Origin of the sequence: Variovorax sp. PCZ-1 (genome assembly GCF_018413605.1) — a bacterium.
Taxonomy (GTDB): domain Bacteria; phylum Pseudomonadota; class Gammaproteobacteria; order Burkholderiales; family Burkholderiaceae_C; genus JANMDU01.
In genome coordinates this window covers 345,995-370,706 of sequence record NZ_JAHCDN010000001.1, presented here as the reverse complement: position 1 = coordinate 370,706, position 24,712 = coordinate 345,995, and the positions used below count along the sequence as shown (strand labels likewise).

Here is a 24,712-nt window from a genome sequence, read left to right as displayed (position 1 = left end):
AATCACACGTTGAATCGCACTCTTTAAAGGCCTATTTATTATGCTGACCATTGCTGCCAATGATCTCAAAACCAAAGGTATTGCCGCTATTGAAGCTGGCTTAGCAGGGCAATCCGAGGCCGTGATTTCAGTGCGCGGCAAAGGGCGCTTCGTGGTGATGGACATGGAACAATATCACTTTTTGCGTGAATGTGAGCTGGATGCGGCACTCGCACAATCACGCGCAGATATCGCCGCTGGCCGCTATCGCGTTCAAACTGCTCAAGAACATTTTGACGAAATCCAAGCTGAGTTGACCAATGAAAAAAGGCAGTGAGACTCGCGCCGCCGCTCAGACACTAACGGCTTACCAAATCCACTTTACGGAAGACTATAAAAAGCGTGCCAAGCGTTTTCTCAAAAAGCATCCTGACTTGGGCTCTGCTTATCTGAAAACGCTGATGTTCTTAGAGATCAACCCGTTTCATCCATCGCTACGCCTACATCCACTCAAAGGACATTTGCTTGGCTTGCATTCGGTATCGATCAACCTGTCCTATCGAATCACCCTAGAATTGTTGATCGAAGGAAAAACCATCATTCCGATCAACGTGGGCGATCATGATGCGGTGTATTGATAAACACCATTGTGCGGTGTGCGTAAGGAGCCAGTTGACAGTCGCTCAAATTACTCAGACTCTGCATTTTTTGCATAAATTGTATTTACCCATTTATACAACCATCCTAGGATCACCAAAATGATTGAACTAGGAATCGAGATGAGAAATCCCCAGGGAAATGCAAAACCAAATAAGGCGCATTGACCGTCTACATAGGGATTACCTTCGCATAGACCAACTAATCTGAACAAACCGTAAAGTCCATACAAGATCCCTGGCGAAATCAGGACGAGAACACAGAATCTGTACCAATTGGTCATGATTCAAAAAACTGAAAAGAGCATCGATTAAACGAAAACGAACTCAATCTCGCCCCATCTTCTTCACAGATTTCATCTTCGGCTTCGCGCGCTTGACCGTACCGCCGCGCGTGACGCGCTCATTGCCTAAGACGCGCAACGTCTTAACTTCGCGACGACCCGTGGAACGGCTGGTTTTGGCGAATTTGACTTCCTTTGGCCCAGCTTTGCGGCCATCGTCTTCGCCGTATTTGCGTTCTTTCTCTGGGATCGGACGCCAGAGCACGAGGAGTTTGCCGATGTGCTGGATGGGGGCGCAGGAGAGGTCATCGCAGAGCTTAATGTAAAGCGCTTCGCGTGCGGTACGGTCGTCGCCTGTGACGCGTACTTTGATCAAGCCATGCGAGTTAAGCGCTAAGTCAATTTCTTTTTGCACGCCGGGGGTGAGCCCATCGTTGCCGATGATGACGACGGGGTCGAGGTGATGTGCGTCGGCGCGGTGCGCTTTTCGCTCTTGGATGGTGAGTTCTATTTTGGACATGATGGGCTGATTCTGAGGCAAAGTGGCCTCTCGTGGGACAATTATCCCCTGCGCAACGCATTCCCCTCATGAAAATCAGATCTAAAAAAGTCAATAAAGCGTGGTTGAACGACCATATGAACGATCCTTACGTCAAGATGGCGCAAAAGGATGGCTACCGCGCGCGCGCGGCATACAAGCTCAAGGAAATTGACGAAACGCTCAAGCTTTTGAAGCCCGGCCAAGTGATCGTGGATTTGGGCTCCACACCGGGCGCTTGGAGCCAGTATGCGCGGCGCAAGATGGCACCGAAAGACACGGTGACGGGTACGGGCGGCGGTGCTGCCGTGGGCGAATTGAATGGCGTGATCATTGCTTTGGATATCTTGCCAATGGAGCCGATTGAGGGTGTGCAGTTCATCCAAGGGGATTTCACAACCGATGAAGTGCTGGAGCAATTACTATCAAAAGTAGAGCACTCTGCGCAGATTCCTAGCCGGGAAAATGCCGAAAATGCTTCAAAAACCCGCGATATCCGCGTTGTAGACACTGTAATCAGCGATATGGCGCCCAATCTCTCTGGCGTGGCCTCATCTGACTCTGCGCGCGTAGCCGAATTGGTCGAGCTGGCGGTGAATTTCGCCCAGCTCACTTTGAAACCAGAGGGCGCTTTGGTGGTGAAGCTCTTCCACGGCAGCGGCTACAGTCAGCTCGTAGAACTGTTTAAAAAGACATTCAAAGTCGTCAAGCCGATCAAGCCGAAAGCGAGCCGGGATAAGTCGGCGGAGACGTTTTTGGTGGGCATGGGGCTCAAACCCGCTTCGTTGAAATCACCAGACGACGCGGCGAACTAAAGCCAGCCCAAGCCCTCTCTACCGACAACAGCTTCAAAACTGCCACATAAAGCACGAAATCCCTAAGGTGATATAGGCGCTTGGCGAAGGGGCAGTGCTTGAAAAGCCTAAAATGAAGCTTATCTTTGATCAATGAAGCGGAAAGATGGCTTTTCGCATGGAGTGTTCTCTTGAACAACAACAACCAATGGTTTTCTAAAGTCGCGGTCTGGCTCGTTATCGCGCTGATTTTGTTCACAGTTTTCAAGCAGTTTGAAAACCGCGTGAGCCCGCCCGGCCAGCAGGTGCTGTATTCGCAGTTCATCGATGACGTGCAGCGCGGCAAGATCAAAAAGGTCGAGATTCAGCGCAGCCCCGGCAAGCCTTCGGTCATCAATGTGATCCCGAAAGATGGCGCACGCTATTCGCTGGTTGACCCCGGTGATTACCAGTTGGTGAACGACCTTGTAAAGAATGGCGTGGAATTCAACGCTGCACAGCCAGAAGAAGGCTCTTTCCTGCTTTCCATCTTGATCAACTGGGCACCGATGCTGCTCTTCATCGGCGTGTGGATCTATTTCATGCGCCAGATGCAAGGCGGCGGCAAAGGCGGCGCGTTCAGCTTTGGCAAATCCAAAGCGCGCATGCTCGATGAGAACAACAACACTGTCACGTTTGCTGATGTAGCAGGCTGTGATGAGGCGAAGGAAGAAGTGAAAGAGGTTGTTGACTTCCTCAAAGACCCTTCCAAATTCCAGAAACTCGGCGGGCGCATTCCGCGCGGCCTCTTGCTCGTTGGCCCTCCCGGCACTGGTAAGACACTGCTGGCAAAATCGATCGCTGGCGAGGCGAAAGTACCTTTCTTCTCCATCTCCGGCTCAGACTTCGTTGAAATGTTCGTCGGCGTGGGCGCATCGCGTGTGCGTGATATGTTTGAAAACGCGAAGAAGAATGCACCTTGCATCATCTTCATCGACGAGATTGACGCGGTAGGCCGCCAGCGTGGCGCAGGCCTCGGCGGTGGTAACGACGAACGCGAGCAGACGCTGAACCAAATGCTCGTGGAGATGGATGGCTTTGAAACCAATCTTGGCGTGATCGTGGTGGCTGCAACGAACCGGCCAGACATTTTGGATGCCGCCTTGCTGCGCCCGGGCCGTTTTGACCGTCAGGTCTATGTGACCTTGCCCGATATTCGTGGCCGTGAGCAGATTCTCAATGTGCACATGCGCAAGATCCCCATGGGTCAAGATGTGAACGCCAGCGTGATCGCTCGCGGCACGCCCGGTATGAGTGGCGCTGATTTGGCCAACCTCTGCAATGAAGCCGCTCTCATGGCTGCGCGCCGCAATGCCCGTGTGGTGGAGATGACGGACTTTGAAAAAGCCAAAGACAAAATCCTCATGGGCCCCGAGCGCAAGAGCATGATCATGCCCGAGGAAGAGCGCCGCAACACGGCGTATCACGAAGCCGGCCATGCGCTCATTGGCCGCTTGCTGCCCAAATGCGATCCGGTGCATAAAGTCACCATCATCCCGCGTGGCCGTGCCCTCGGCGTGACGATGAGCCTGCCCGAGAAAGACCGCTACAGCTACGACAAAGAATTCATGCTGAATCAAATCGCCATGCTCTTTGGCGGCCGCATCGCAGAAGAAGTGTTCATGAACCAAATGACCACTGGCGCTTCGAATGACTTTGAGCGCGCCACCTCGATTGCTCGCGATATGGTCACCCGCTACGGCATGACCGAAGCCCTCGGCCCGATGGTCTATGCGGAAAACGAGGGCGAAGTGTTCCTTGGCCGCAGCGTGACGAAAACGACGAACATGAGCGAAGTCACCATGCAAAAGGTGGATGGCGAAGTGCGCAAAATCATCGACACGCAATACAGCTTGGCTCGCAAGCTCATCGAAGAGCATAGCGACAAAATGCACGCCATGGCCAAAGCCTTGCTCGAATGGGAAACCATCGATATGAGCCAGCTCGATGACATCATGGCTGGCAAAGCGCCCACAGCACCCAAAGACTGGGTGCCCCGCAATCCATCGCAAGGTGGTGGTGATGGCGGCTCGGGCAATGCGCCGGTGGCGACTCAGCCTGCGCCGACTGCTGCTTAAGCTTGCAGTTGTCATACGAAAACGAACGGGGCTTCATGCCCCGTTTTTTTTGCGCAGCAATTTTCGGCACAATGCAAAGATGATTTGGCAGACCACACGCTTCAAAATTGATCTCACGCAGCCCAAATTGATGGGCATTGTGAATCTCACACCGGATTCATTCTCGGACGGTGGACAGTTTGATTCGACCTTTAGCGCACTCAAGCATGTAGAGCAACTGATCAAAGATGGCGCGGATATTCTTGATCTCGGCGCTGAATCCTCCCGCCCCGGCGCGCCGCCTGTGTCACTAGAAGATGAGCTCGCTCGTTTGATACCAGTTTTAAAAGAAGCATTGAAACTCGGCGTGCCGATCAGTGTGGACACCTACAAGCCGCAAGTCATGCAAGCCGCGCTGGATGAAGGCGCAGACATCATCAACGACATTTGGGGCTTTCGCCGCGCGGATGCAGGCGTGAAGGCAGCGCAAGTGGTGATGGATCATGGCCGCTGTGGCCTCGTCATGATGCACATGCACCGCGATCCGCAAACCATGCAACTGGATCCGCTACCAGAGAGCGAAGATGTGGTAGCGCGAGTGAGGAACGATTTGCTATCTTTTTATGAGCATCTCGCGCAGATTCCATATGGGGAAAAGGCCAGTTTTGATCTTAAAACCCGCTTACTGATTGATCCCGGTATTGGTTTCGGAAAAACTGTGGCCCAGAATTTTTCGCTGCTGGCAAGACAACGCGAATTGCTCGAACTCGGCTTCCCACTACTCGCCGGCTGGTCTCGCAAATCATCACTCGGTGCAGTCACGGGTCTGCAAGATGCGAAGGATCGTGTGATTCCCAGCGTGGCCGCTGCGCTGCTTGCGCTCGAGCGCGGCGCGAGCGTACTGCGCGTGCATGATGTGCGAGAGACGGCGCAAGCACTTGCAGTGTGGCAAGCCACTTGCAAGCAGGATGCTTTTTGAGATCATTCATACTATTGATTTCATAGCATCTCGCGCAGGTGCGTAGCCGGCGAAATGCCACTTTTGCCTTAAAATTAATACATAAAACAGCTTTATAAGCATCGCATCATGAGCAGACAATACTTCGGCACAGACGGTATTCGCGGCACAGTCGGCCAAGCCCCCATCACGCCTGATTTCATGCTGCGCCTCGGTCATGCTGTCGGTCAAGTGCTGCGAAAAACGGAATCCCGTCCGACCGTGCTCATCGGCAAAGACACCCGCATCTCCGGCTACATGCTCGAATCGGCGCTGGAATCGGGCTTCAATTCTGCTGGTGTAGATGTCGTGCTGCTCGGCCCTTTGCCCACGCCTGGCGTGGCCTATTTGACGCGCGCTTTAAGAGCCAGTCTGGGCGTCGTCATCTCCGCCAGCCACAACGCCTACCCTGATAACGGTATCAAATTCTTCAGCGCGCAAGGCACCAAGCTACCAGACACTTGGGAGCTGGCTGTCGAAGCCGCCTTGCAAGAAGCTCCAGTTTGGGAAAGCAGTGCAGCTTTAGGTAAATCCCGCCGCTTGGACGATGCCGCCGGCCGCTACATCGAATTCGCCAAGAGCACGTTTGCGAACGACCTCACCCTCAAAGGCCTAAAAATCGTGGTGGACGCCGCACACGGCGCAGCCTACCAAATCGCCCCCAAAGTCTTCCACGAGCTGGGCGCAGAAGTCATCGCTATTGGCTGCGCACCCGATGGCATCAACATCAACGACGGCGTGGGTGCAACGCATCCCGAAGCCCTGATCCGCGCCGTCAAAGCCAATCACGCGCACTACGGCATCGCCCTCGATGGCGATGCAGATCGCTTGCAAATCGTCTCCGCTGATGGCCGCTTGTTCAATGGCGATGAAGTCCTCTATCTCATGGTCAACGAGCGCTTGCAGCGCGGTGAAGCTGTTCCTGGAGCAGTGGGCACACTGATGACCAATATGGCCGTTGAAGTCGCTTTGAAAGCCAAAGGCGTGCAATTCGTTCGCGCAAAAGTAGGCGACAGATACGTTTTAGAAGAGCTCGAAAAACACGGCTGGCTCTTGGGCGGCGAAGGCTCAGGCCATTTGCTCGCGCTCGACAAACACACCACAGGCGACGGCATCATCTCCGCCCTGCAAGTCCTGCAAGCCGTGCAACGCAGCGGCAAATCGCTGGCTGATCTCCTAGGCGATGTCAAACTCTTCCCCCAAGAGCTCATCAACGTGCGCCTCAAGCCCGGTCAAGATTGGAAAGCCAATCCCAAGTTAGCGCCCACGCAAGCCGAGATCGAGAAGCAACTAGGCAACACAGGCCGCGTCCTCATCCGAGCCAGTGGCACCGAGCCTGTCGTACGTGTGATGGTGGAGGCGCAGGATGCGACTATCGCCAAAAGCTGCGCACAACGCTTAGTGGATGTGATCAGCGCAAGTTAAGCATTCATAGGAATGCTCTGGTCAACCTATCCTTGATCAGGTTTGGAGTCAGCTCGCTCCATCAATAAGCACCATCCGATGCCGCGTAATTTTAGGTAGGCTAGCTCGCAATTCTTGGATCACATGATTGCGTCGCTCTTCGTCTCCAGGGATATTGAGTGCCCAAACAAGCAGTTCGTCGCCCGAGGGAGTGTCTTCAACCGTCATTGAAAAACTGCCTATGTCGTCCTCATACTTGAGTTCTCGACAGTACATGTGCTGCGGATGCAAGCTAACTTTAGCCATGTAAAGTACCTCAAAGTGAATCTATTCAGTCAATGTAAGCTAACACCCGTCTTACTCTGCACAAACTCTTTCGTCACGCCATCTGCCAGCTCCACAATCTTCAAGCCTTCGGGCACGACATCAAACACACCCAAATCGGTGATGATGCGATCGACCACGCCTACGCCTGTGAGCGGGAGTGTGCAGGAGGGCAAGATTTTCATGTCTTCTGTGCCGTCTTTCTTTTTGGCGACATGCTCCATCAGCACGATGACGCGCTTCACGCCTGCGACCAGATCCATGGCGCCGCCCATGCCTTTGACCATTTTGCCGGGGATCATCCAGTTGGCGAGATCGCCTTTTTCGCTCACCTGCATCGCACCGAGGATGGAGAGATTGATCTTACCGCCGCGAATCATGGCGAAGCTCTCGTGGCTGCCGAAGATGCTGGAGCCTTTGATGGTGGTGACGGTTTGTTTGCCGGCGTTGATGAGGTCGGGATCGACTTCATCTTCTGTGGGAAACGGGCCGATGCCGAGCATGCCGTTCTCAGATTGCAGCCACACTTCTTTGTCGTAGGGCACATGGTTGGCCACCAGGGTGGGGATGCCGATGCCGAGGTTGACGTAGAAACCGTCTTCGAGTTCGCGAGCTGCGCGGGCAGCCATTTGGTCTTGTGTCCAAGGCATGATCAAACTCCTTTTGTCTCGGTGATGGTGCGCTTTTCAATGCGCTTTTCTGGCGATGCATTGAGCACGATGCGATGCACGTAAATGCCGGGCAAGTGAATATCGTCTGGCGCGAGTTGGCCGGTTTCGACGATTTTTTCTACCTCAACGATACAGACCTTACCAGCCATGGCAGCAGCGGGATTGAAGTTGCGCGCTGTGAGATTGAAGCGCAGATTGCCGCTCTTATCGGCCACATCCGCTTTCACCAAAGCCACATCGGGCAGCAGCGCACGCTCCATCACATAGGTCTCGCCATCAAACTCGCGCAGCTCTTTGCCTTCGGCCACGAGCGTGCCCACGCCAGTCTTGGTGAAGAAAGCGGGAATGCCAGCGCCGCCTGCGCGCAGCTTCTCGGCCAGCGTGCCTTGCGGCGTGAATTCCAGCGCCAGCTCGCCTGCGAGGTATTGGCGCTCGAATTCTTTGTTTTCGCCCACGTAGGACGAGATCATTTTGGTGATCTGGCGGGTTTGCAAGAGTTTGCCGAGGCCGAAATCATCGACGCCCGCGTTGTTGGAAATCGCGGTGAGATTTTTCATGCCGCTGTCACGCAGCGCGTCGATCAGGGCTTCGGGAATGCCGCAGAGGCCGAAGCCGCCGACGGCGATGAGCTGGCCATCGCGCACCACGCCATCTAAGGCCGCTGCTGCGCTTGGATAAATTTTGTTCACGGGTTTGTCTCCTGAATATGGATACTCTGAATGCGCTACGATACTACGTAAAATGATACGTAGTGTTTCGTAAGGTATTTCTCGAGAGCGGTAGGAGACAAGAATATGTCGGTCATCGACTATCAAACAGCATTCGATCTCGCGCCGATTGGCTTGGCGCTCTCGCGCGAGCGCGTGATGGTGGATTGCAATCAAGCCTTGTGCGAAATGTTTGGCACAAGCCGCGATGTGCTGATTGGCCAGAGCTTCGCTGTGCTTTACCCGAGCATGCAGGAATACGAGCGCACCGGCGAGCGCATCGCACCTCTGATCGGACAAGATGGCAAAAAAGGCCGCTATGCCGATGATCGCTTGATGAAGCGCATGAACGGCGAGCTGTTTTGGTGTCACGTCACAGGCCGCGCGCTCAACACGAAAAAGCCGCACGAATCTGGCATCTGGAGCTTTGAAGATTTATCCGCCATGCGCCCCGTGAAAGCCGAGCTCACGCCACGCGAGCGAGAGGTAGCCGCTTATTTACTGGAAGGCCTCACCGCCAAGCAAACCGGGAAAAACTTGAAGATCAGCCACCGCACCGTAGAAATCTACCGCGCTCGTCTGATGCGCAAATACAAATCTCACACCACGGCAGATCTGGTGCATAAGCTGATGGCGGGTTAAGCCTTCTTACTATTCGTTTTGCTTCAATCCCGTTCGGGCTGAGCTTGTCGAAGCCTCAAAAACACCCTTCGACAAGCTCAGGGCGAATGGAATCAGCAATAGAAGCTGTTGTCAACGAAGCTGGGGTAACGCGCGCGCCGCTTTGAAAGCGCCTTCGCCCACTGCCGCACCAAAGCGCTTTGCCAAGCGCTCAGCCACGTTGTCTCGCTTGGTGTAATCGACCAGCTCTTCCGCCTTGATCACATCGCGCGCCACCGAATCCAGCGTTCCCAAGCTATCAGCCAAGCCCATCTCGATGGCTTGTTGGCCGCTCCAAAAAAGGCCGCTGAACATGTCTGGTGTTTCTTTGAGTTTTTTACCGCGACCTTCTTTCACCGTATCAATGAACTGCTTGTGAATTTGATTGAGCATGGCTTGTGCATGCTGCTTTTGTGGCTCAGTTTGCGGACTGAAAGGATCGAGGAAGCCTTTATTTTCACCCGCCGTCATCAAACGGCGCTCTACACCCAGCTTCTCCATCAGACCAGTGAAACCGAAGCTGTCCATCAGCACACCTATCGAGCCAACGATGCTCGCTTTATCCACATAGATCGCATCAGCAGCCACAGCAATGTAGTAGGCGGCACTGGCGCAAGTCTCTTCCACCACCGCATACACCGGCTTTTTATGGATCGCTTTCAAGCGGCGAATTTCATCATTGATCATGCCTGCTTGCACGGGGCTACCACCGGGTGAATTGATCAGTAACACGATGCCTTGCGCGGTGCTGTCCTCAAACGCACTCTTCAAGGCGGCCACCACAAACTCTGCACTTGCATCGCTGCCCGACATGATCTCGCCGCGAATCTCAATCACGGCCGTATGCGCCGAGCCCACATCAGCGCTGCTGGTGCCGCTACGCGAGCCGCTGAACATGAACCAAAAAAGTACGATGAAGAATGCGAGCCATGCTAGGCGCACAAAAGTTTTCCAGCGGCGCGCTGCTTTTTGCTCGTTGAGGGCGGCGAAGGCAAGTTTTTCGAGCGTGGCACGCTCCCAGCCGAGTGAGTCCATCGCTCCTTTTTTGATAGCACTTTGCGCAGATTCTACGCCGGCGGTATCCGTATTTTGCTGATGTTTTTTCAGGGATTCGTAAAGCGCAGCATCCATATCGGATGGCGCAGCTGATTTGTCTTGCGGAGAGGGTGTGTCGTTCATGATCTGATTGTCCCCGTAATTGAGGGCAAATAGTTAGAAATCCAGAGGCTTCAAGTTGTAAGCCGTCTGCCAATGCACCACACCGTCAGATTCAAGGAGTGAGATTTTCACCAAACCACCTCGGCAGGGCCCGCCGCCGCATTCGCCCGTATCTGGCTTGTATGCCGCACCATGCGTGGAGCAGAGCAGCCATTGCCCCGTGTCATCAAAAAACTGCCCCGGCTGCCAATCAAGCTCCATCGCCACATGGGTGCAACGGTTCAGATAAGCATGCACGGCGCCTTGGTAGCGAATGGCGAAAGCTGTGCATGTCTGCCCCGCGAAATTCACATCAAAAGGCACAGCCTTGCCACCGTTTTGCAGATCAGCGCTATTGCACAGGGGGATCACCGCATCGCTCATTCAAGCATTCTCCAATAACCAAACGTGAAGTTCTTTCATGCTGTGAGCCACAAACAATGGCTCATACTGCGCAAAGTCTGCATGCGCATGCGCGCCAAAGCTCACGCCCACACTCGCTACGCCCGCATTGCGCGCAAGCAGCAAGTCGTGCGTGGTGTCGCCAATCATCAGCATGCGCTCTGGTTTCACATCCAATTCTTGCATGAGCTCGTTCAACATCAGGGGATCCGGTTTACCTGCCGTTTGATCTGCCGTACGCGTCGCGTCAAATAAATGCGAGAGCTTGATGCCATCGAGCTCTCGCTGCAACACCTCATCGAGCCCGCGGCGAGATTTGCCCGTCGCCACGGCGAGCTTTTTTCCTCGCGCTTGCAAGTCGCGCAGCATCGGCATCGTACCGGGGAAAAAGCTGATGTCATCCACATGCAGCGCCCATTGCCGCTTGTAAGCCTCGCCCAGCGCTGGATACTTCTCTTTCGGCACATCAGGCGCAGCATGCGCTAGCGCCTGCATCAGCCCGAGGCCAATCACATAGGAAGCTTCTTTATCGGAAGGTACCGTGCCGCCCACCTCAGCAACTGCGCCCTGGATGCAGCGCGTGATGATGGCCGTGGAGTCAAAGAGCGTGCCATCCCAGTCGAAGGTGATGCAGTCGAAGTGGCGCTGAGAAGTGGAAATGCTGGACATAAGGCAATGGTAAACCCGAAAAAACCCTCTCATCAAAACTGATGATTTTTGTTGTCCCTCATCTGTTCTGGTGATGACAGCTCAGTTTACGAAATGTAAAAACGCGTGTCAGAAATAAATACTGACAACTTTCAGCCTATTTATTTTGCCTTTTCCTGTTCATGTTCAACCTAGGAGTCATCATGAAGATACAGATCCCACACCAGACAGCACTGCTATCGATAGCAGCCGCTCTGTCTGGGGCATTGGTGCTATCAGCTTGCGGAGGTGGTGGTGGCGGCGGCGGAGGAACGACACCGCCTGTCAGCGCTGCACCCGTGAGTTTGTCTGGCGTTGTTGCCGATGGCCTGATCCAAGGTGCGCGTGTGTGCTACGACTTAAACGATAACGGCCGTTGCGACACCGGTGAGCCTGTTTCAGCCGATACGGGTGCAAATGGCGCTTACTCCCTGTCAGTTCCAGCCTCAGAAGCAGGTAAACACGCTGTCATAGCCATCGTGCCAGTCGGTGCGATTGATGCCGACACCGGCCCAGTCAGTGTGGCTTATACGCTCAAGGCACCCGCCAATACAGACACTGGCGCGTCTTTGTTCGTCAGCCCCATCACAACCATCGTGCAAGAAGTGATGCAAGCTTCTGGCACGACCGATCCAGCCGCAGCCATTGAACTGGTCAAGCAGCAATTGGGGATGACGATCTCGCCATTAGACAACTTCGTAGCGCTACGTGCGACCAACTCTGATGCCGCTCGCGCTGGCACGATTGCTCAGATCATCACCGCACTCAAGCAAGAAGTAGGCGCTACAGCCGCCACGGCTAATGTGCCCGAGGCACAAACGCAAGCCTTGCTCTCAGTCGTTGTGGTCAACAACCTCAGCGCATTAGCTAACTCGGTGGCAAGTTCAACTGGCAGCTCCACCATCACAGCAGCTAACTTGGCTGCAAGCCAAGGCATCACTTCTGCTACTGTTGCAACACAAGCGCAGATTGCCAGCACAATTGTTGCAGCTACGACAGACACCAATACCGTCACCACGCCAACGCCCTTCGTCACACTGCGCGATTTCCGCTACACCAGCCCCACAAATTGGAACTACCGCGTCTTCACGGGCGATGATGTGGCACGACCTGATGGCTTCAAACGCGCCAACGATGTGCGCGTTAACTCCACAGCCTTCCCTTATGTTCGTAACCAGAGTTACTACAACGAAGCTACGAGCAGCTGGTATGCCTGCCCATCCGATGGTTTTGAAGCACTCGTGTACAAGGATGCAACAGCGACTGCTCCAGGCGAATCCAGCTATTGCAGCACCTACCGTGATTCAAGCCGCCGATCAACGGAAGATATTTCAGGTCAATCCATCACTGCTGTCATCTCGCGCGTGCGCGCCTCTGGCTTAGATGGCTACAGCACTTGGGCTGGCGCACCCAGCTTGGTAGCAGACCAAAATGCCGTATTCCCAGCTGGATCACAACTGCGCTATCAAGTCGTCACCCGCTTGTCCACACCAATTGGACAGGATTTGGCTAGCAAGGTTCGCGTGAACAAAAATACGACTGCGACTGCTTTTGAGAAATGGCCGTTTGCAGCAAACCTTGACGAAATGATTCAGTACTACCCCGGCAATTTCAACAGCGGCACACCGAACGGTGGTAACACGGACGGCATAGGCCAGTTCCCCGATGGTTCATATCAGGTGGCAGGCATGCAAGCCGTCAAAAACTACCGTGTGATGTACCAAGCGTTGACGCCTACTACCGGCAACGCCCGCATTTGGCAATGCCGCCGCAACGCTACGCCCAACATCAACACCAATTGCAGCGTGGGTAGCTCATTCTTGATGGATACCACCTACACCATTGAAGCTTTAGGTGACGCCCGCGTTCTCAAGTTCGCTTCACTACCGTCTGAATTGCTCGCGCTACGTAAGAGCAACCGCTTGTACGTTGAGCGTGGTGGCGCTGTGTTCTATGGCTTCAAAGACATTTTGTCCACAGACACCTCCGTGCGCATGAACGTGACCGCATGGAATGCGATGCGTGCTCAGTTCGCAGGCGTGACATCGCACACCGATCCCGTCGCCCCGGTCGCTTCAGAGTTCGGTTCATGGTTGCGCGATATGCGCTACGGAACAAACGCCAGCGGATCAGACACCTTCAGTCTGCGTGCCTTCAACTCCCAAGTCAATTCATCGCAAACGGGCGGCACATCTACCGAAGTTCGCTTCAATTCTGTGGATGGTGTGCCGCAGCCCTTCGCACGCAACACGATGTACCTCATCGGTGGCGTATGGAAAACCTCAGATGGCGTGGACAACCAATGCCCAAGCAATGGTATCGGTATCAGCCTCTTCACGCTTAACCCACGTGGCGGCAGCTTCTGCAACTATTCCACGGACTCAGCCACGTCGCTTGATGTGGATCTGACAGGCAAGAGCATCTCCACCACGATTGCTGATATGCGTTTGTATGGCAGCTTTGACTTTGGCCGTGATTACAGCAACTACGGCCCGAACGTTCCCGCCAACAGCGTCGATCCAATCGACGTCGCCTACAACGCAGCCGTCTTCCCTGCCGGTTCTAGGTTGCGATTCCAAGTCGGTCAAACGATCAGCTCATCGCCACAGTTGTTCACAGCCAGCCAGGTGCTCAATGGCACAGTCAGTTTTGCCAACCTAGCAGCCATGCGTGCATCCTACTCTGGCAACTACAACAGTGGCACAGCGACGGGTGGTACCACGTTGGGCATTTACACCTATCAAAGCTATGCTACGCCGGCAGCTGGCACGACAGGTCAGAAACGTCTGCGCGTCGCCTTTGACACCACCGGCAATGGTATGCGTTGGTTCATGTGCGATCAAAGCAGCAGTACGTTCTTTACCACAGGCTGTGTGGCGGTACTCGACAGCACTTGGAGCGTGACCTCTGAAGGCGGCAAGAACGTACTTCGCTTTGCAGCCACTCCGGCTGGCATAGATGCACAACGCAACGGTCGTACGCTCTTGATCGAACACAACGGCTCAGTGTACTTTGGCAACGAAGATGTTTTGAACAACAAGACGTATTCTCAACGTCTGAACCGTGAAGCAACGAACGCGATCTTCAAGATCCTGTCGGGTAACCCCAGCTTTGACATTGCTAACGCGTCAACCTGCACGGCTGGTCCTTGCCCAGCGCCTTGAGTTATAGAACTTAAGCTAAATTTCCAAATTCAGCTCATCCTCACAACCCTGCCAGAGATATCTGGCAGGGTTTTTTTATGGCTGTTTCACATGTCCGAAAACGGCGAATTACTTGCAGCGTACGGCGTATCATCTGGGAATGCTCTCCCAACCCATTGATTCCGACGCTTGCTACCTCGCCCTCAAGAGCCGCGATGCGCGCTTTGATGGGCAGTTTTTTACTGCGGTGACTTCGACGGGGATTTACTGCCGGCCAGTGTGCCGTGTGAAAGCGCCGAAACGGGAAAATTGCCGGTTTTATGTGCATGCGGCGCAGGCTGAGAGCGCGGGGTTTCGGCCTTGTTTGCGTTGCCGGCCTGAGTTGGCGCCGCTGTCCAATGAGCCGGTATGGTCAACTCTGGATGCTTCCAAAATGTTGGCTTCTCAGGCGGTGAAATTACTGGGCGACGCTGCACTGGCGGGCGATGACAGCTCTATTGCTCAGATCGCAAGCCAAGTGGGCGTGAGTGAGCGGCATTTGCGACGCATTGTGGAGGCGCATCTGGGCGTGAGCCCGCTACAGTATTTGCAAACGCGGCGCTTGCTTTCCGCAAAAGCTTTGCTCTCTGATACGAAGTTGCCCATCACCGATGTGGCGCTCTCCAGCGGCTTTGGCAGCCTGCGGCGTTTCAATGCCGCTTTCTCAGAGCATTACGGTATGCCACCGACGAGATTGCGCAAGCAAGGTGCTGAGACGAGTACCCCATTACAGCAAGAGCATGGCAGCATTCAGATTCAGCTCGGATTCCGCCCACCGTATGACGCGCAAGCTTTGCTCGCCTTCTGGCAGGAGCGACAACTCAATACTATGGAATTCATAGCACCTCGCGCAGGTTCTATGCAGGCGAAAGGCCATTTTTCATCTGAAAATGGCTTAAAAAGCCTCATTCGCAGCCTAGGTATTGAACACCAAGGTCAATGGCTCTCTGGTTGGCTAGAGGCCACACCCGATCTAGAAAAAAATCAGTTGCGCGTGCGCATGAGCGAAGCCTTCGCACCAGCTTTGCCACTGATCACGAAGCGGCTGCGCGCCGCATTTGATTTGGATGCTGATCCTGCAGCGATTGATACCGCATTGGATTCAAGTTTCAAAGCAGGTGTTGGTATGCGCGTGCCCGGCAGCTTGGAGGGTTTTGAAATCGCTGTGCGTGCGATTCTCGGCCAGCAAGTCACCGTGGCCGCTGGGCGCACCTTCACGCAACGCGTGTTGCAAACTTTTGGCGAGGAGATTCAAACACCCTGGCCGCAGATCTCGCGCTGCTTTCCCAAACCGCAAACTCTCGCGCAAGCTTCGCCGGAGAGTTTGGGCGCTTTGGGCATCGTCAAGCAACGTCAGGCGGCTTTGATCGCTGTCTCGCGCGCCGTGGCCAGCGGTGAGTTGAATCTGAATTCACCCCCTCAGCCGCTCAAGGTGATCGAGCAACTCACAGAGCTGCCTGGTATCGGCGAATGGACAGCGAATTACATCGCTATGCGCGCACTGCGCTGGCCCGATGCCTTTCCCGCTGGCGATATTGCCCTGCACAATGCACTCGGTTTGCGAGATGAGCAGAGCCCAGGTAAACGTGCCAAGCTTGCCGAGGTGGCCTCACAAGCATGGCGGCCGTGGCGCAGCTATGCCGTTTTCCGCGTTTGGGCAGGTTTGCATCGTTAAAACCAACACTATTATTTCGATAGCACTTTGCGCAGTGAATACGCCGGCAATCTACTGAAAAGGCTTTAAAAATGACACCTCAGCACACCCCTCATCTTCTTCACAGCTTTGCATCACCCCTAGGCCCGCTTTGGCTCTCCGCTTCTGATCAAGGCTTGAGTGGGCTCTGGTTTGGTGAGCAAAGGCATCTGCCAGATTTCAATGATGCGCAGCGCTTCCAGCGCGGCGAGCATCGCTATATGCACGCGGCGATGACGCAGCTCAATCCTTACTTCGCAGGCGAGATGACTGCCGAAGATTTCAGTTTTGGCAAAGCGCTGCCACTCGATCTGAACCAAGGCACTGAATTTCAACAAAGCGTGTGGCAAGCTCTGCTGCGTATTCCCATGGGCGGCTCCACAAGCTACGGCGCAATCGCCGAGCAAATCAACAAACCCGCCGCTGTGCGCGCAGTAGGTGCAGCAGTTGGCCGCAATCCGATTGGTATCCTCGTGCCCTGCCACCGTGTGCTTGGCAAAGATGGCTCACTCACGGGGTATGCGGGTGGTCTGGAGAAGAAGATTGAATTGCTTAGGCTAGAGGGAGTATTGATTTGAAGATCTCTAGTACAAATACCGGACGCAAAGGGCGCAAAAGTTGCGCAAAAGACGCAAAAAATATCCATCCATTGCATCAATAGCTTCGGAAGTATCATCATTCAAACAGCAATGTGTGCTGATAATTTCAAAGCAAGGCATTCTTTAAATTCCCCTTCACATTTATTGTTGTCTTTTTTGCGTCTTTTGCGCAACTTTTGCGCCCTTTGCGTCCGGTATTTAATTTCTCCTTTGACAAACATAAACCATGCCCATCGCTATCGAATTCATCCTACTCGCCGCCATCTGGGGCGCATCTTTCCTGCTGATGAAGCTGGGCGCATCAGACTTTGGCCCCTTCCTCACCGCCTTCCTGCGGGTTTTGCTCGCCTCCGTCTTTTTACTGCCGTTGCTGGCATGGCGCGGTCAATTTGATGCATTGAAGAAAAACTACCGCCCGATTCTTTTCGTTGGCATGCTCAACAGCGGCATCCCATTCGCCTTGTTCTCATTTGCCGTGCTTCATATCAGCACTGGCTTGTCGTCCATCCTCAACGCCACCGTTCCGCTCTGGGGTGCACTCGTGGCTTGGTTGTGGTTGAAAGACCGACCTGCCAGCTCACGGATTCTGGGCTTGGTGATTGGCTTTGCTGGCGTCGCCGCACTCTCCTGGGATAAGGCCACCTTCAAAGCCGGTGCAGCCTCGCCCGGCATGGCTGTGCTCGCTTGTTTACTCGCCACGCTTTGCTATGGCATTGCAGCCAGCTACACCAAGAAATACCTCACCGGCGTGCCGCCATTGGCCAGCGCCACCGGCAGCCAGATCGGCGCAGCCCTGTTGCTCGCCGTGCCAGGCATGATGTCGATGCCTACGCAAGCGCCTGGCTTGCAAGCTTGGGGAGCGATTGTGATGCTCGCATTTTTCTGCACTGCTGTGGCTTACATCATGTATTTCCGCATCATCGAACGCGCCGGCCCCGCGCGCGCAGTCGCCGTCACGTTCTTGATTCCGGTTTTCGGCGTCGCCTATGGTGCGATTCTGCTCAGCGAAAAAATCACGCTCACCATGGTGATCTGCGGTGCGATCATTATTTTGGGTACAGCACTTTCCACGGGTGTGCTTAAATTTGGTTCATCCAAGACCGCGCCATGACACAGCTGACCGAACTCAACACCCCCGCCGCCCTGGTGGACACCGCCCGCATGCAGCGCAATATTGCGCTCATGCAAACGCGCATGAACGATTTGAAAGTAGCCTTCCGCCCGCATGTGAAGACGACCAAATGCTTGCCCATTGCCAAGGCGCAGATCGAAGCGGGTGCACGCGGCATCACGGTATCAACGCTCAAAGAAGCCGAGCAATTTTTTGCCGCCGGTATCACAGACATTCTCTATGCTGTAGGCATGGCCGCTCCTAAGCTTCGTCAAGCAGCTGCGCTGATTCAGAAAGGATGCGCTCTCAAAATCATCGCTGACAGTGCAGAAGCTGCATCAGCCATTGCTGATTACGCATCGCAAAATGATGTGGCCTTTGAAGTGCTGATCGAGATCGATACCGACGGCCATCGCTCCGGGGTGCAACCAGAAAGCGAAGACTTGATCAGCATTGGCCGCATCCTGGCTCAAGCTGGCGCCCTCCAAGGTGTGATGACACATGCTGGAGCAAGCTATGCGCTTTCTACGCCTGCTGCGCTGCAAGCCATGGCCGAGCAAGAGCGCTCACGCTGTGTGCGCGCAGCCCAGCGCCTGCGCGAAGCTGGTTTCATTTGCCCCGTGGTCAGCGTGGGCTCCACGCCGACTGCTCTGAACGCCCTGCAACTGGATGGCGTCACGGAAGTGCGCGCTGGTGTTTATGTGTTCTTTGATTTGGTGATGCGCAATGTGGGGGTATGCCATGAGGACGATATCGCTCTTTCCGTGCTCACCACAGTGATCGGCCACCAAGCTGAGAAGGGCTGGGCGATTGTGGATGCGGGCTGGATGGCCATGAGCCGAGATCGCGGCACGCAAAAGCAATCGCATGATTTTGGCTACGGCCAAGTCTGCGATGTGAATTGCACACCCTTGCCAGGCTATGTGATGGACAGCGCCAACCAAGAACACGGCATCATCGCGCGCATGGGCGAGATGGATCACAACATGACCCAAACACTACCCGTTGGCACCCTGCTTCGCATCATGCCTAACCATGCCTGCGCCACTGCCGCACAATTCCCCGAATATCAAGCTGTGCAAGGCGATCAAGTGCTTGCCACTTGGCCGCGGTTTTACGGCTGGTAAATCACAATCGCGTGATGCGCTGATCGGCCACACGCAGCAGATCAGCGCGTGAGACCAATTCTGGCGCGATCTCTTGCAAAGGCAGCAATACAAAGGCTCTGTCTCGCATTCGTGGATGCGGCACGCTCAGTTTTTCGCTGTCGATGCGAGCACTGCCATACAGCAGAAGATCCAAATCCAAGCTGCGCGGAGCATTGCGATACGGTCTTTCACGTCCAGCCTCATGCTCTATTTTTTGTAGCATGGTGAGCAATGAATATGCCGGCAAATTGCATAAAACCTTCACAACTGCATTGATGTAGTCACCCCCACTGCTTTCAATCGGTGCGGTGCGATACAGCGATGAGCAGGAGAGCAATTGCGTTTGGGGTAACTGCGCGATCTGTTGCATCGCATCTTGCACACTTCGCTGCGCATCGCCTAAATTTGCGCCCAGAGCGATGTAGGCATTCACAGGGTCTCGGTTTGCAGCGCTGGTCATGGATCAAATCCTAGCATGCTGCAATGGCTTTGCATGATGCGCACAATCCCGACATGAAAATTCCAAAAACAGTTCGCCATCTCGTCTTGATTCTGGGCGATCAACTCGATCGCGAATCTTCTGCTTTTGTAGATTTTGATCCCAAGCAAGATGCAGTGCTCATGATTGAAGCGCGAGAAGAATCGACCCATGTATGGAGCCACAAGATTCGCACAGCGCTCTTTCTCTCTGCGATGCGCCATTTTGCGAAAGACTTGGAAGACCGAGGCTGGCCAGTGATTTATCGGCAACTGGATAAAGAAGCGGATGTCAGTCTCGCTGACGGACTGCAGGCTGTGATCAAAACGTACTCACCACAAGCTGTGATTGCTGTAGAACCTGGGGATTGGCGGGTCAGACAGCAACTTGACGATACTATGCATTTAATAGCATTTCGCGCAGATTCTGTGCCGGCAAACAGCATAAATCGCTTAAAAAAATCCATGCAATGGCTGCCAGATACACACTTCCTCTGCGATCTCTCCGAATTTCGCCAATGGGCAGGTAAGAGCACGACGCTGCGCATGGAATTTTTCTACCGAGTGATGCGCAAGAAGCATCACATCTTGATGGCAGGCAAAAAGGGCAGCGCCGAGCCAGAGGGTGGGCAATGGAATTTTGATGCAGACAATCGCAAGAGTTTCGGCAAAAGTGGGCCACAAGGTGTGCCTGCAGTACGCGAATACAAACATGATGCCATCACCCAAGATGTGATCAAGCTGGTGAACAAGCAGTTTGCAGATCATCCTGGCAATTTAGACACATTCAACTGGCCCGTCACACGCGAACAAGCCCTCCAAGCCCTCGATGATTTCATCAAGCTGCGCCTGCCCTTCTTTGGCCCGCATCAAGACGCGATGTGGACACATCTGGATTTTGGCTGGCATTCTTTGCTCTCTTCATCACTGAATCTCAAGCTGCTCCATCCGCTCGAAGTCATTCAAGCTGCTGAGAAATGCTACCGATCTGGCAAGGTGGATCTCCCGAGTGCAGAAGGCTTCATTCGTCAAATCCTCGGCTGGCGCGAGTTCATGCGAGGGGTGTATTTTCTGGACATGCCCCAGCTTGCCAAAGACAACTTTTACGATCATCAAAATGCGCTGCCCAAATGGTATTGGACTGGCAACACCCAGATGAACTGTATGAAAAACAGTATTGAGCAGACGCTACAAAACGGCTACTCACATCACATCCAGCGCTTGATGATCACCGGTATGTTTGGCGTCACGGCGCAAATCAAGCCGCAAGCTTTGTGTGATTGGTATTTGGCAGTCTATGTCGATGCCGTGGAATGGGTGGAGCTGCCGAATACCGCAGGCATGGCGCTCTTTGCCAACGGCGGACGCTTCACGAGCAAGCCGTATGTAGCCAGCGGTGCGTATGTGAAGCGCATGAGTAACTATTGCCAAGGCTGCGCGTATTCACCCGAGGTGCGCACTGGCCAAGACGCTTGCCCAATGACGGTGCTGTATTGGAATTTCTTGGATGTGCATGAGAAAGAGTTTGCTGGTAATCCGCGAACGGCATTGATGGTTAAGAATTTGCAGCGGATGACGGATGATGAACGTAAGGCTCTCAGGGCTCGTGCTAAGGAGATGTTGTCTGACTTGGATGGTTTGTAATTTCAAGATTCGTTGATCACGCTTGTTAGGGTGAATCGCGCTGCCTGTGCGTTTTGCTACGTGTCCCCCGGCGGCGTTTAGTCATATTTTTCTTCGGCAGGTAGGTTTCGCCGCCTCCTCCTTTACCTCCGCAAAACGCACAGGCAGCACGATCTTGCGAGCGAATCGGCTCTCATTGAAAAAGCCATTTCATTTGCGCCACAGCGCTTAAAAAAATAGCTGCTTTCATTCGCAGCCATCGACATAGCGCATGTACCGCAGTGAGGTAAAGGAGGAGGCGGAGATACCAATTTGCTGGAGGTAAACCATACTCATCGCCGCTGGGGGCGCGTTCGGAGGTGCATGCGCTGTGGCGGTGGCGGGCACAGCAGCACAGGCCGCAGCAACCGTCACATCACCCGATTAAACCAAAGCACAGAAAGTGATGCCGAGATCACCGTCAACATCGCCGCAAGCAAAGCCAAGAGACCAGAAATCTCCGTCTCCTTCTTCTCGGTAGAAATTCGGGAAGACAGCTTTTCGTACACCTTGGTCAAATCCGTCGCACTGCCTGCGTAGAAATAATCAGCGGCTGTGCGGCTGGCCACTGCTTTCAAAGTCTCTTCGTCCAAGCGCACACGCATGCTCCAGCCCTCGAAGCCAATCGTCTCGCCATCCACTGTGCCTACACCAACGGTATAGACACGTACGCCGCGATCAGCGGCCATTTTGGAAGCTTCCATCGGATCAACACCCGTGGTGCGCTGACCATCGGTGAGCATGATCACGGCTGCGGAGTTATAGGAGCCGGGAGGCACGGGCACATGCTCTTTCTTTTCCTTTGGGGGCTCATTCAACGAGCGCCCCATGGGTCGATTACCACCCATACCCGCTGTGCCCATTTGCGCGAGCTCAATGCCCGCATCCGGAAAAATGGTAGCTAGAGAAATCACGATGGCATTGCCCGTGGCGGTGCCACGTTGCATTTGGAAGCGATCAATGGCTTGTACTAAATCTTCGCGGTTGAGCGTGGGGTACTGCGCCACTTGGGCTGCGCCTGCGAAGGCCACGATGCCGACTTTCACTTCACGTGGCAGCGTTTCCAAAAACTTCTTCGCAGCGGCCTGCATCGCAATAAAGCGCGTGGGCTGAATATCGGTGGCACGCATGCTGCCGCTCACATCCAACGCCAAGATGATGGTCTTTTGATTGGATGGCAAGGTGATCACGGCCATGGGGCGAGATGCGGCAATCAACATCGCACCGAGTGCCAGCAGAAAAAGCGCGGGTGGTACATGCCTGCGCCAAGAGGCTTGGCCAGCCGCAGCTTGCTTGATGATGGAGAGCGAGGAAAAGCTCGCGGCCATTTTTTTGCGACGCTTCAAGAGCCACATGTACCAGAGCACAAGCACGGGCAGCAGCAAAAGCAACCAGAGAAATTCTGGCCAGAGGAAATTCACGCCTGGGATGTTCATTTTCAGGCTACCTTTTGAGATGAGGGTGCGGCAAAGCGACGGCTTTTTCTACGACGCAGTGCGCAGAAGCGAATGATGGCATCCGCAAGATCGTTTTCCGTGGAAATTTCCAGCGTGTCGACACCTGCAAGAGCTAGACCTTCACGCAACTGCGTTTCTTTCTCAGCGGAAATTTCAGCAAAGCGACGGCGGAATTTGGGGTTGCAATCAATCAATTGCGTCTCGCCCGTTTCGGCATCACGCAGAGTGATCATGCCCATATCAGGCAATTGCAATTCGAGCGGATCAGTGAGGCGCACGGCCACCACGTCATGGCGGCGAGCGAGTTGCTGCAAAGGCTTGTCCCAGCCTGGTGCGCTGAAAAAATCGGAGATGACGAAGACGGTGCTGCGCCGTTTGATCACATGTGCAGCAGCATCGAGCAGATGGGTGAGCTGGGTTTCTTGGCTGCCGATCTTCGCGCGATGCGCGAGCAGCTCATGCGCCAGATGTAACACATGCCTGCGACCTGAGCCGGTGGGTAGCATTTTGCTCACCCCAGTGCTGTCTCCACCACCATAGAGCAATGCGCCAACGCGATTGCCATGACCTGTGAGTACACGAGCGAGAGAAACAGCTAGCTCATTGCACACATCTCTCTTGCGCCTTGCCCCCGAGCCAAAATCTACAGAAGCGCTCAAGTCCATGACAAACCATGCGGCCATCTCGCGGTCTTCGGTAAAGACGCGCACATGTGGTGTGTTGGTGCGGGCAGTGACATTCCAATCGATGTGGCGTACATCGTCGTGCGCTTGGTATTCGCGCAGATCAGCGAAATCTAGACCTGCACCGCGAAAGAGAGTTTTGTAATCGCCTTGCAGCACGCCGTCTAAGCGGCGAATCGTTGTCCACTCTAAACGCTTGAGCAAAGCCTCTGCGCCGCCCTTCAAGGCAGGTTCAGCCAACGGTTCTTCAACAACCGCTAGAGGAGTCAAAGAGAAGGTCTTACGCAGCCAGTTTTTCATCGTCGATGTGCTTCAGCGGCTTGGGGGGCGCAGGAATCGCTTGCATGATTTGTGCAATCAGGGCATCGGGTGTAAGGCCGGCAGAGAGCGCGTCATAGGAGAGCACCACGCGATGGCGAAGCACTTCGGGCACGAGATCGGTCATGTCTTCTGGCAGCGCGTAACGGCGGCCACGCATGAGCGCGAGCGCTCTTGCGCCTTCTGTGAGGCCAATGGTGGCGCGTGGGCTTGCGCCATAGGTGATTTGCGCGCGCATGTCTTTCAAGCCATGCTTTTCTGGGGTACGTGTGCAGGTGACGATCTTCACGGCGTATTCAACAAGAGAAGGATCGACATACACCTCACGGCATTGCTTTTGCAGCGCAGCCAGTTGCTCCAGCGTCGCTACTTCGCGCACTTTGACCGCAGGGCCAGTCACGCGATCCACAATCACGCGCTCTTCTTCATCGCTCGGGTAATCGACCATCACTTTCATCATGAAACGATCGACTTGCGCCTCGGGCAATGGATAGGTGCCTTCCGTCTCAATCGGGTTTTGCGTGGCCATCACGAGGAAGGGGCTGGGTACTTTGTGCGTCTCGCCCGCAATCGTCACTTGCCGCTCTTGCATCACTTCCAGTAAAGCGCTTTGCACTTTGGCGGGAGCGCGGTTGATCTCGTCAGCGAGCAGCAGGTTGGCAAACACTGGGCCGAGCGATGTGGAGAACTGACCACTGGCTTGGTTGTACACCCGCGTGCCTACGAGGTCTGACGGCACGAGATCAGGTGTGAATTGAATGCGCTTGAACTTGCCGCCAATGGTTTCTGCAAGTGTTTTCACCGTGAGTGTCTTCGCCAGCCCCGGCACGCCTTCCACGAGTAAATGCCCTTGCGCGAGTAACGCGACCATCATGCGCTCGAGCAGGCGATCTTGGCCAACTACAACGCGCTTGACCTCATAAAGAATCTGCTCCATCAGCTCGGCGGTTTGTTGGTCTAGTTTGGATGCATCACTCATATCCGGA

24 protein-coding genes are annotated in these 24,712 nt (G+C 54.4%); 13 read left to right on the top strand and 11 right to left on the bottom strand.

Annotated elements, in window-relative coordinates:
• Positions 1-40 precede the first annotated feature (40 nt).
• Together KIH26_RS01885 and KIH26_RS01880 are read left to right on the top strand one after the other, a co-directional pair.
• Positions 41-316: a hypothetical protein gene (locus tag KIH26_RS01885; RefSeq protein ID WP_213441888.1), complete on the top strand. Its 276-nt coding sequence runs from the start codon at positions 41-43 to the stop codon at positions 314-316.
• Positions 300-617 carry a type II toxin-antitoxin system RelE/ParE family toxin gene (locus KIH26_RS01880; RefSeq protein ID WP_213441886.1) on the top strand — a complete coding sequence of 106 codons (318 nt, stop codon included), beginning with the start codon at positions 300-302 and terminating at the stop codon, positions 615-617. Before KIH26_RS01885 ends, KIH26_RS01880 begins: the two co-directional genes overlap by 17 nt.
• 345 nt (positions 618-962) lie before the next feature.
• Here the strand turns inward: KIH26_RS01880 and KIH26_RS01875 are convergent, their stop codons facing one another.
• A complete protein-coding gene (locus KIH26_RS01875; RefSeq protein ID WP_213441884.1) occupies positions 963-1,439 on the bottom strand; it encodes a YhbY family RNA-binding protein in 477 nt (158 codons plus the stop codon).
• A 68-nt stretch (positions 1,440-1,507) separates the two neighbouring features.
• On the opposite strand from KIH26_RS01875, the gene KIH26_RS01870 reads away from it, so the two are divergent.
• The 4 genes from KIH26_RS01870 to glmM all read left to right on the top strand — a co-directional run bounded on the left by KIH26_RS01870 (position 1,508) and on the right by glmM (position 6,769).
• Positions 1,508-2,272: an RlmE family RNA methyltransferase gene (locus KIH26_RS01870; RefSeq protein ID WP_213441882.1), complete on the top strand. Its 765-nt coding sequence runs from the start codon at positions 1,508-1,510 to the stop codon at positions 2,270-2,272.
• Between the two features lie 170 nt (positions 2,273-2,442).
• Positions 2,443-4,368 (top strand): ATP-dependent zinc metalloprotease FtsH, encoded by a 1,926-nt coding sequence (gene ftsH / locus KIH26_RS01865; protein ID WP_213441881.1) that lies wholly within the window; start codon positions 2,443-2,445, stop codon positions 4,366-4,368.
• Between the two features lie 79 nt (positions 4,369-4,447).
• Positions 4,448-5,326, top strand: a complete 879-nt coding sequence (gene folP, locus KIH26_RS01860; protein ID WP_213441879.1) for a dihydropteroate synthase — start codon at positions 4,448-4,450, stop codon at positions 5,324-5,326.
• Positions 5,327-5,434: 108 nt separating this feature from the next.
• Positions 5,435-6,769: a phosphoglucosamine mutase gene (gene glmM, locus KIH26_RS01855; protein WP_213441877.1), complete on the top strand. Its 1,335-nt coding sequence runs from the start codon at positions 5,435-5,437 to the stop codon at positions 6,767-6,769.
• 314 nt (positions 6,770-7,083) lie between these two features.
• On the opposite strand, the gene KIH26_RS01850 is transcribed toward glmM, so the two are convergent.
• Positions 7,084-7,722 (bottom strand): CoA transferase subunit B, encoded by a 639-nt coding sequence (locus KIH26_RS01850; protein ID WP_213441875.1) that lies wholly within the window; start codon positions 7,720-7,722, stop codon positions 7,084-7,086.
• Positions 7,723-7,724: 2 nt separating this feature from the next.
• Positions 7,725-8,432, bottom strand: coding sequence for a CoA transferase subunit A (locus tag KIH26_RS01845; protein WP_213441873.1), 708 nt, complete (start codon positions 8,430-8,432; stop codon positions 7,725-7,727).
• 105 nt (positions 8,433-8,537) lie between these two features.
• Here KIH26_RS01845 and KIH26_RS01840 point away from each other — a divergent pair, with 105 nt between their 5' ends.
• The gene (locus tag KIH26_RS01840) at positions 8,538-9,092 is read left to right on the top strand and encodes a PAS and helix-turn-helix domain-containing protein (RefSeq protein ID WP_213441871.1); all 555 of its coding nucleotides are present in this window, start codon (positions 8,538-8,540) and stop codon (positions 9,090-9,092) included.
• Between the two features lie 111 nt (positions 9,093-9,203).
• Here the strand turns inward: KIH26_RS01840 and KIH26_RS01835 are convergent, their stop codons facing one another.
• From KIH26_RS01835 to KIH26_RS01825, 3 genes are read right to left on the bottom strand one after another with little or no spacing between them, the layout of a single operon-like run.
• Positions 9,204-10,289: a S49 family peptidase gene (locus tag KIH26_RS01835; RefSeq protein WP_249660912.1), complete on the bottom strand. Its 1,086-nt coding sequence runs from the start codon at positions 10,287-10,289 to the stop codon at positions 9,204-9,206.
• A gap of 33 nt (positions 10,290-10,322) precedes the next feature.
• Positions 10,323-10,691 (bottom strand): Rieske (2Fe-2S) protein, encoded by a 369-nt coding sequence (locus KIH26_RS01830; protein ID WP_213441869.1) that lies wholly within the window; start codon positions 10,689-10,691, stop codon positions 10,323-10,325.
• Positions 10,692-11,378, bottom strand: coding sequence for an HAD family hydrolase (locus KIH26_RS01825; protein WP_213441867.1), 687 nt, complete (start codon positions 11,376-11,378; stop codon positions 10,692-10,694). It abuts the gene before it with no gap.
• 182 nt (positions 11,379-11,560) lie between these two features.
• On the opposite strand from KIH26_RS01825, the gene KIH26_RS01820 reads away from it, so the two are divergent.
• The 5 genes from KIH26_RS01820 (at position 11,561) to KIH26_RS01800 (ending at position 19,108) form a co-directional block, all read left to right on the top strand.
• The gene (locus KIH26_RS01820; RefSeq protein ID WP_213441865.1) at positions 11,561-14,560 is read left to right on the top strand and encodes a hypothetical protein; all 3,000 of its coding nucleotides are present in this window, start codon (positions 11,561-11,563) and stop codon (positions 14,558-14,560) included.
• Between the two features lie 139 nt (positions 14,561-14,699).
• A complete protein-coding gene (locus KIH26_RS01815; protein WP_213441863.1) occupies positions 14,700-16,253 on the top strand; it encodes a DNA-3-methyladenine glycosylase 2 family protein in 1,554 nt (517 codons plus the stop codon).
• Positions 16,254-16,324: 71 nt separating this feature from the next.
• Positions 16,325-16,849 carry a methylated-DNA--[protein]-cysteine S-methyltransferase gene (locus KIH26_RS01810; RefSeq protein WP_213441861.1) on the top strand — a complete coding sequence of 175 codons (525 nt, stop codon included), beginning with the start codon at positions 16,325-16,327 and terminating at the stop codon, positions 16,847-16,849.
• Positions 16,850-17,096: 247 nt separating this feature from the next.
• Positions 17,097-17,981 (top strand): DMT family transporter, encoded by an 885-nt coding sequence (locus tag KIH26_RS01805; protein WP_213441859.1) that lies wholly within the window; start codon positions 17,097-17,099, stop codon positions 17,979-17,981.
• A complete protein-coding gene (locus KIH26_RS01800) occupies positions 17,978-19,108 on the top strand; it encodes a DSD1 family PLP-dependent enzyme (RefSeq protein WP_213441857.1) in 1,131 nt (376 codons plus the stop codon). The genes KIH26_RS01805 and KIH26_RS01800 overlap by 4 nt, the downstream gene beginning before the upstream one ends.
• Before the next feature lies 1 nt (position 19,109).
• On the opposite strand, the gene folK is transcribed toward KIH26_RS01800, so the two are convergent.
• Positions 19,110-19,589 (bottom strand): 2-amino-4-hydroxy-6-hydroxymethyldihydropteridine diphosphokinase, encoded by a 480-nt coding sequence (gene folK / locus KIH26_RS01795; protein ID WP_213441855.1) that lies wholly within the window; start codon positions 19,587-19,589, stop codon positions 19,110-19,112.
• Between the two features lie 53 nt (positions 19,590-19,642).
• Between folK and KIH26_RS01790 the strand changes: the two genes are divergently transcribed.
• Entirely contained in the window at positions 19,643-21,250 is a 1,608-nt protein-coding gene (locus tag KIH26_RS01790; protein ID WP_213441853.1) for a cryptochrome/photolyase family protein, read from the top strand.
• Positions 21,251-21,475: 225 nt separating this feature from the next.
• Here the strand turns inward: KIH26_RS01790 and KIH26_RS01785 are convergent, their stop codons facing one another.
• The 4 genes from KIH26_RS01785 to KIH26_RS01770 are packed head-to-tail and all read right to left on the bottom strand — an operon-like array spanning position 21,476 to position 24,705.
• The gene (locus tag KIH26_RS01785) at positions 21,476-21,643 is read right to left on the bottom strand and encodes a hypothetical protein (RefSeq protein WP_213441852.1); all 168 of its coding nucleotides are present in this window, start codon (positions 21,641-21,643) and stop codon (positions 21,476-21,478) included.
• Entirely contained in the window at positions 21,640-22,689 is a 1,050-nt protein-coding gene (locus tag KIH26_RS01780) for a VWA domain-containing protein (RefSeq protein ID WP_213444591.1), read from the bottom strand. The genes KIH26_RS01785 and KIH26_RS01780 overlap by 4 nt, the downstream gene beginning before the upstream one ends.
• A 17-nt stretch (positions 22,690-22,706) precedes the next feature.
• On the bottom strand, positions 22,707-23,708 hold the full coding sequence (locus KIH26_RS01775) for a DUF58 domain-containing protein (RefSeq protein ID WP_213441850.1): 1,002 nt from the start codon (positions 23,706-23,708) through the stop codon (positions 22,707-22,709).
• A complete protein-coding gene (locus tag KIH26_RS01770; protein ID WP_249660909.1) occupies positions 23,689-24,705 on the bottom strand; it encodes an AAA family ATPase in 1,017 nt (338 codons plus the stop codon). Before KIH26_RS01770 ends, KIH26_RS01775 begins: the two co-directional genes overlap by 20 nt.
• Positions 24,706-24,712: the final 7 nt, after the last annotated feature.

Bases quoted from the DNA above. Each gene is read 5' to 3' on its own strand.
- KIH26_RS01885 (WP_213441888.1), top strand. From the start codon at position 41: ATGCTGACCATTGCTGCCAATGATCTCAAAACCAAAGGTATTGCCGCT.
- KIH26_RS01880 (WP_213441886.1), top strand. From the start codon at position 300: ATGAAAAAAGGCAGTGAGACTCGCGCCGCCGCTCAGACACTAACGGCT.
- KIH26_RS01875 (WP_213441884.1), bottom strand. From the start codon at position 1,439: ATGTCCAAAATAGAACTCACCATCCAAGAGCGAAAAGCGCACCGCGCC.
- KIH26_RS01870 (WP_213441882.1), top strand. From the start codon at position 1,508: ATGAAAATCAGATCTAAAAAAGTCAATAAAGCGTGGTTGAACGACCAT.
- folP (WP_213441879.1), top strand. From the start codon at position 4,448: ATGATTTGGCAGACCACACGCTTCAAAATTGATCTCACGCAGCCCAAA.
- glmM (WP_213441877.1), top strand. From the start codon at position 5,435: ATGAGCAGACAATACTTCGGCACAGACGGTATTCGCGGCACAGTCGGC.
- KIH26_RS01850 (WP_213441875.1), bottom strand. From the start codon at position 7,722: ATGCCTTGGACACAAGACCAAATGGCTGCCCGCGCAGCTCGCGAACTC.
- KIH26_RS01840 (WP_213441871.1), top strand. From the start codon at position 8,538: ATGTCGGTCATCGACTATCAAACAGCATTCGATCTCGCGCCGATTGGC.
- KIH26_RS01835 (WP_249660912.1), bottom strand. From the start codon at position 10,289: ATGAACGACACACCCTCTCCGCAAGACAAATCAGCTGCGCCATCCGAT.
- KIH26_RS01830 (WP_213441869.1), bottom strand. From the start codon at position 10,691: ATGAGCGATGCGGTGATCCCCCTGTGCAATAGCGCTGATCTGCAAAAC.
- KIH26_RS01825 (WP_213441867.1), bottom strand. From the start codon at position 11,378: ATGTCCAGCATTTCCACTTCTCAGCGCCACTTCGACTGCATCACCTTC.
- KIH26_RS01820 (WP_213441865.1), top strand. From the start codon at position 11,561: ATGAAGATACAGATCCCACACCAGACAGCACTGCTATCGATAGCAGCC.
- KIH26_RS01815 (WP_213441863.1), top strand. From the start codon at position 14,700: ATGCTCTCCCAACCCATTGATTCCGACGCTTGCTACCTCGCCCTCAAG.
- KIH26_RS01810 (WP_213441861.1), top strand. From the start codon at position 16,325: ATGACACCTCAGCACACCCCTCATCTTCTTCACAGCTTTGCATCACCC.
- KIH26_RS01805 (WP_213441859.1), top strand. From the start codon at position 17,097: ATGCCCATCGCTATCGAATTCATCCTACTCGCCGCCATCTGGGGCGCA.
- KIH26_RS01800 (WP_213441857.1), top strand. From the start codon at position 17,978: ATGACACAGCTGACCGAACTCAACACCCCCGCCGCCCTGGTGGACACC.
- folK (WP_213441855.1), bottom strand. From the start codon at position 19,589: ATGACCAGCGCTGCAAACCGAGACCCTGTGAATGCCTACATCGCTCTG.
- KIH26_RS01790 (WP_213441853.1), top strand. From the start codon at position 19,643: ATGAAAATTCCAAAAACAGTTCGCCATCTCGTCTTGATTCTGGGCGAT.
- KIH26_RS01775 (WP_213441850.1), bottom strand. From the start codon at position 23,708: ATGAAAAACTGGCTGCGTAAGACCTTCTCTTTGACTCCTCTAGCGGTT.
- KIH26_RS01770 (WP_249660909.1), bottom strand. From the start codon at position 24,705: ATGAGTGATGCATCCAAACTAGACCAACAAACCGCCGAGCTGATGGAG.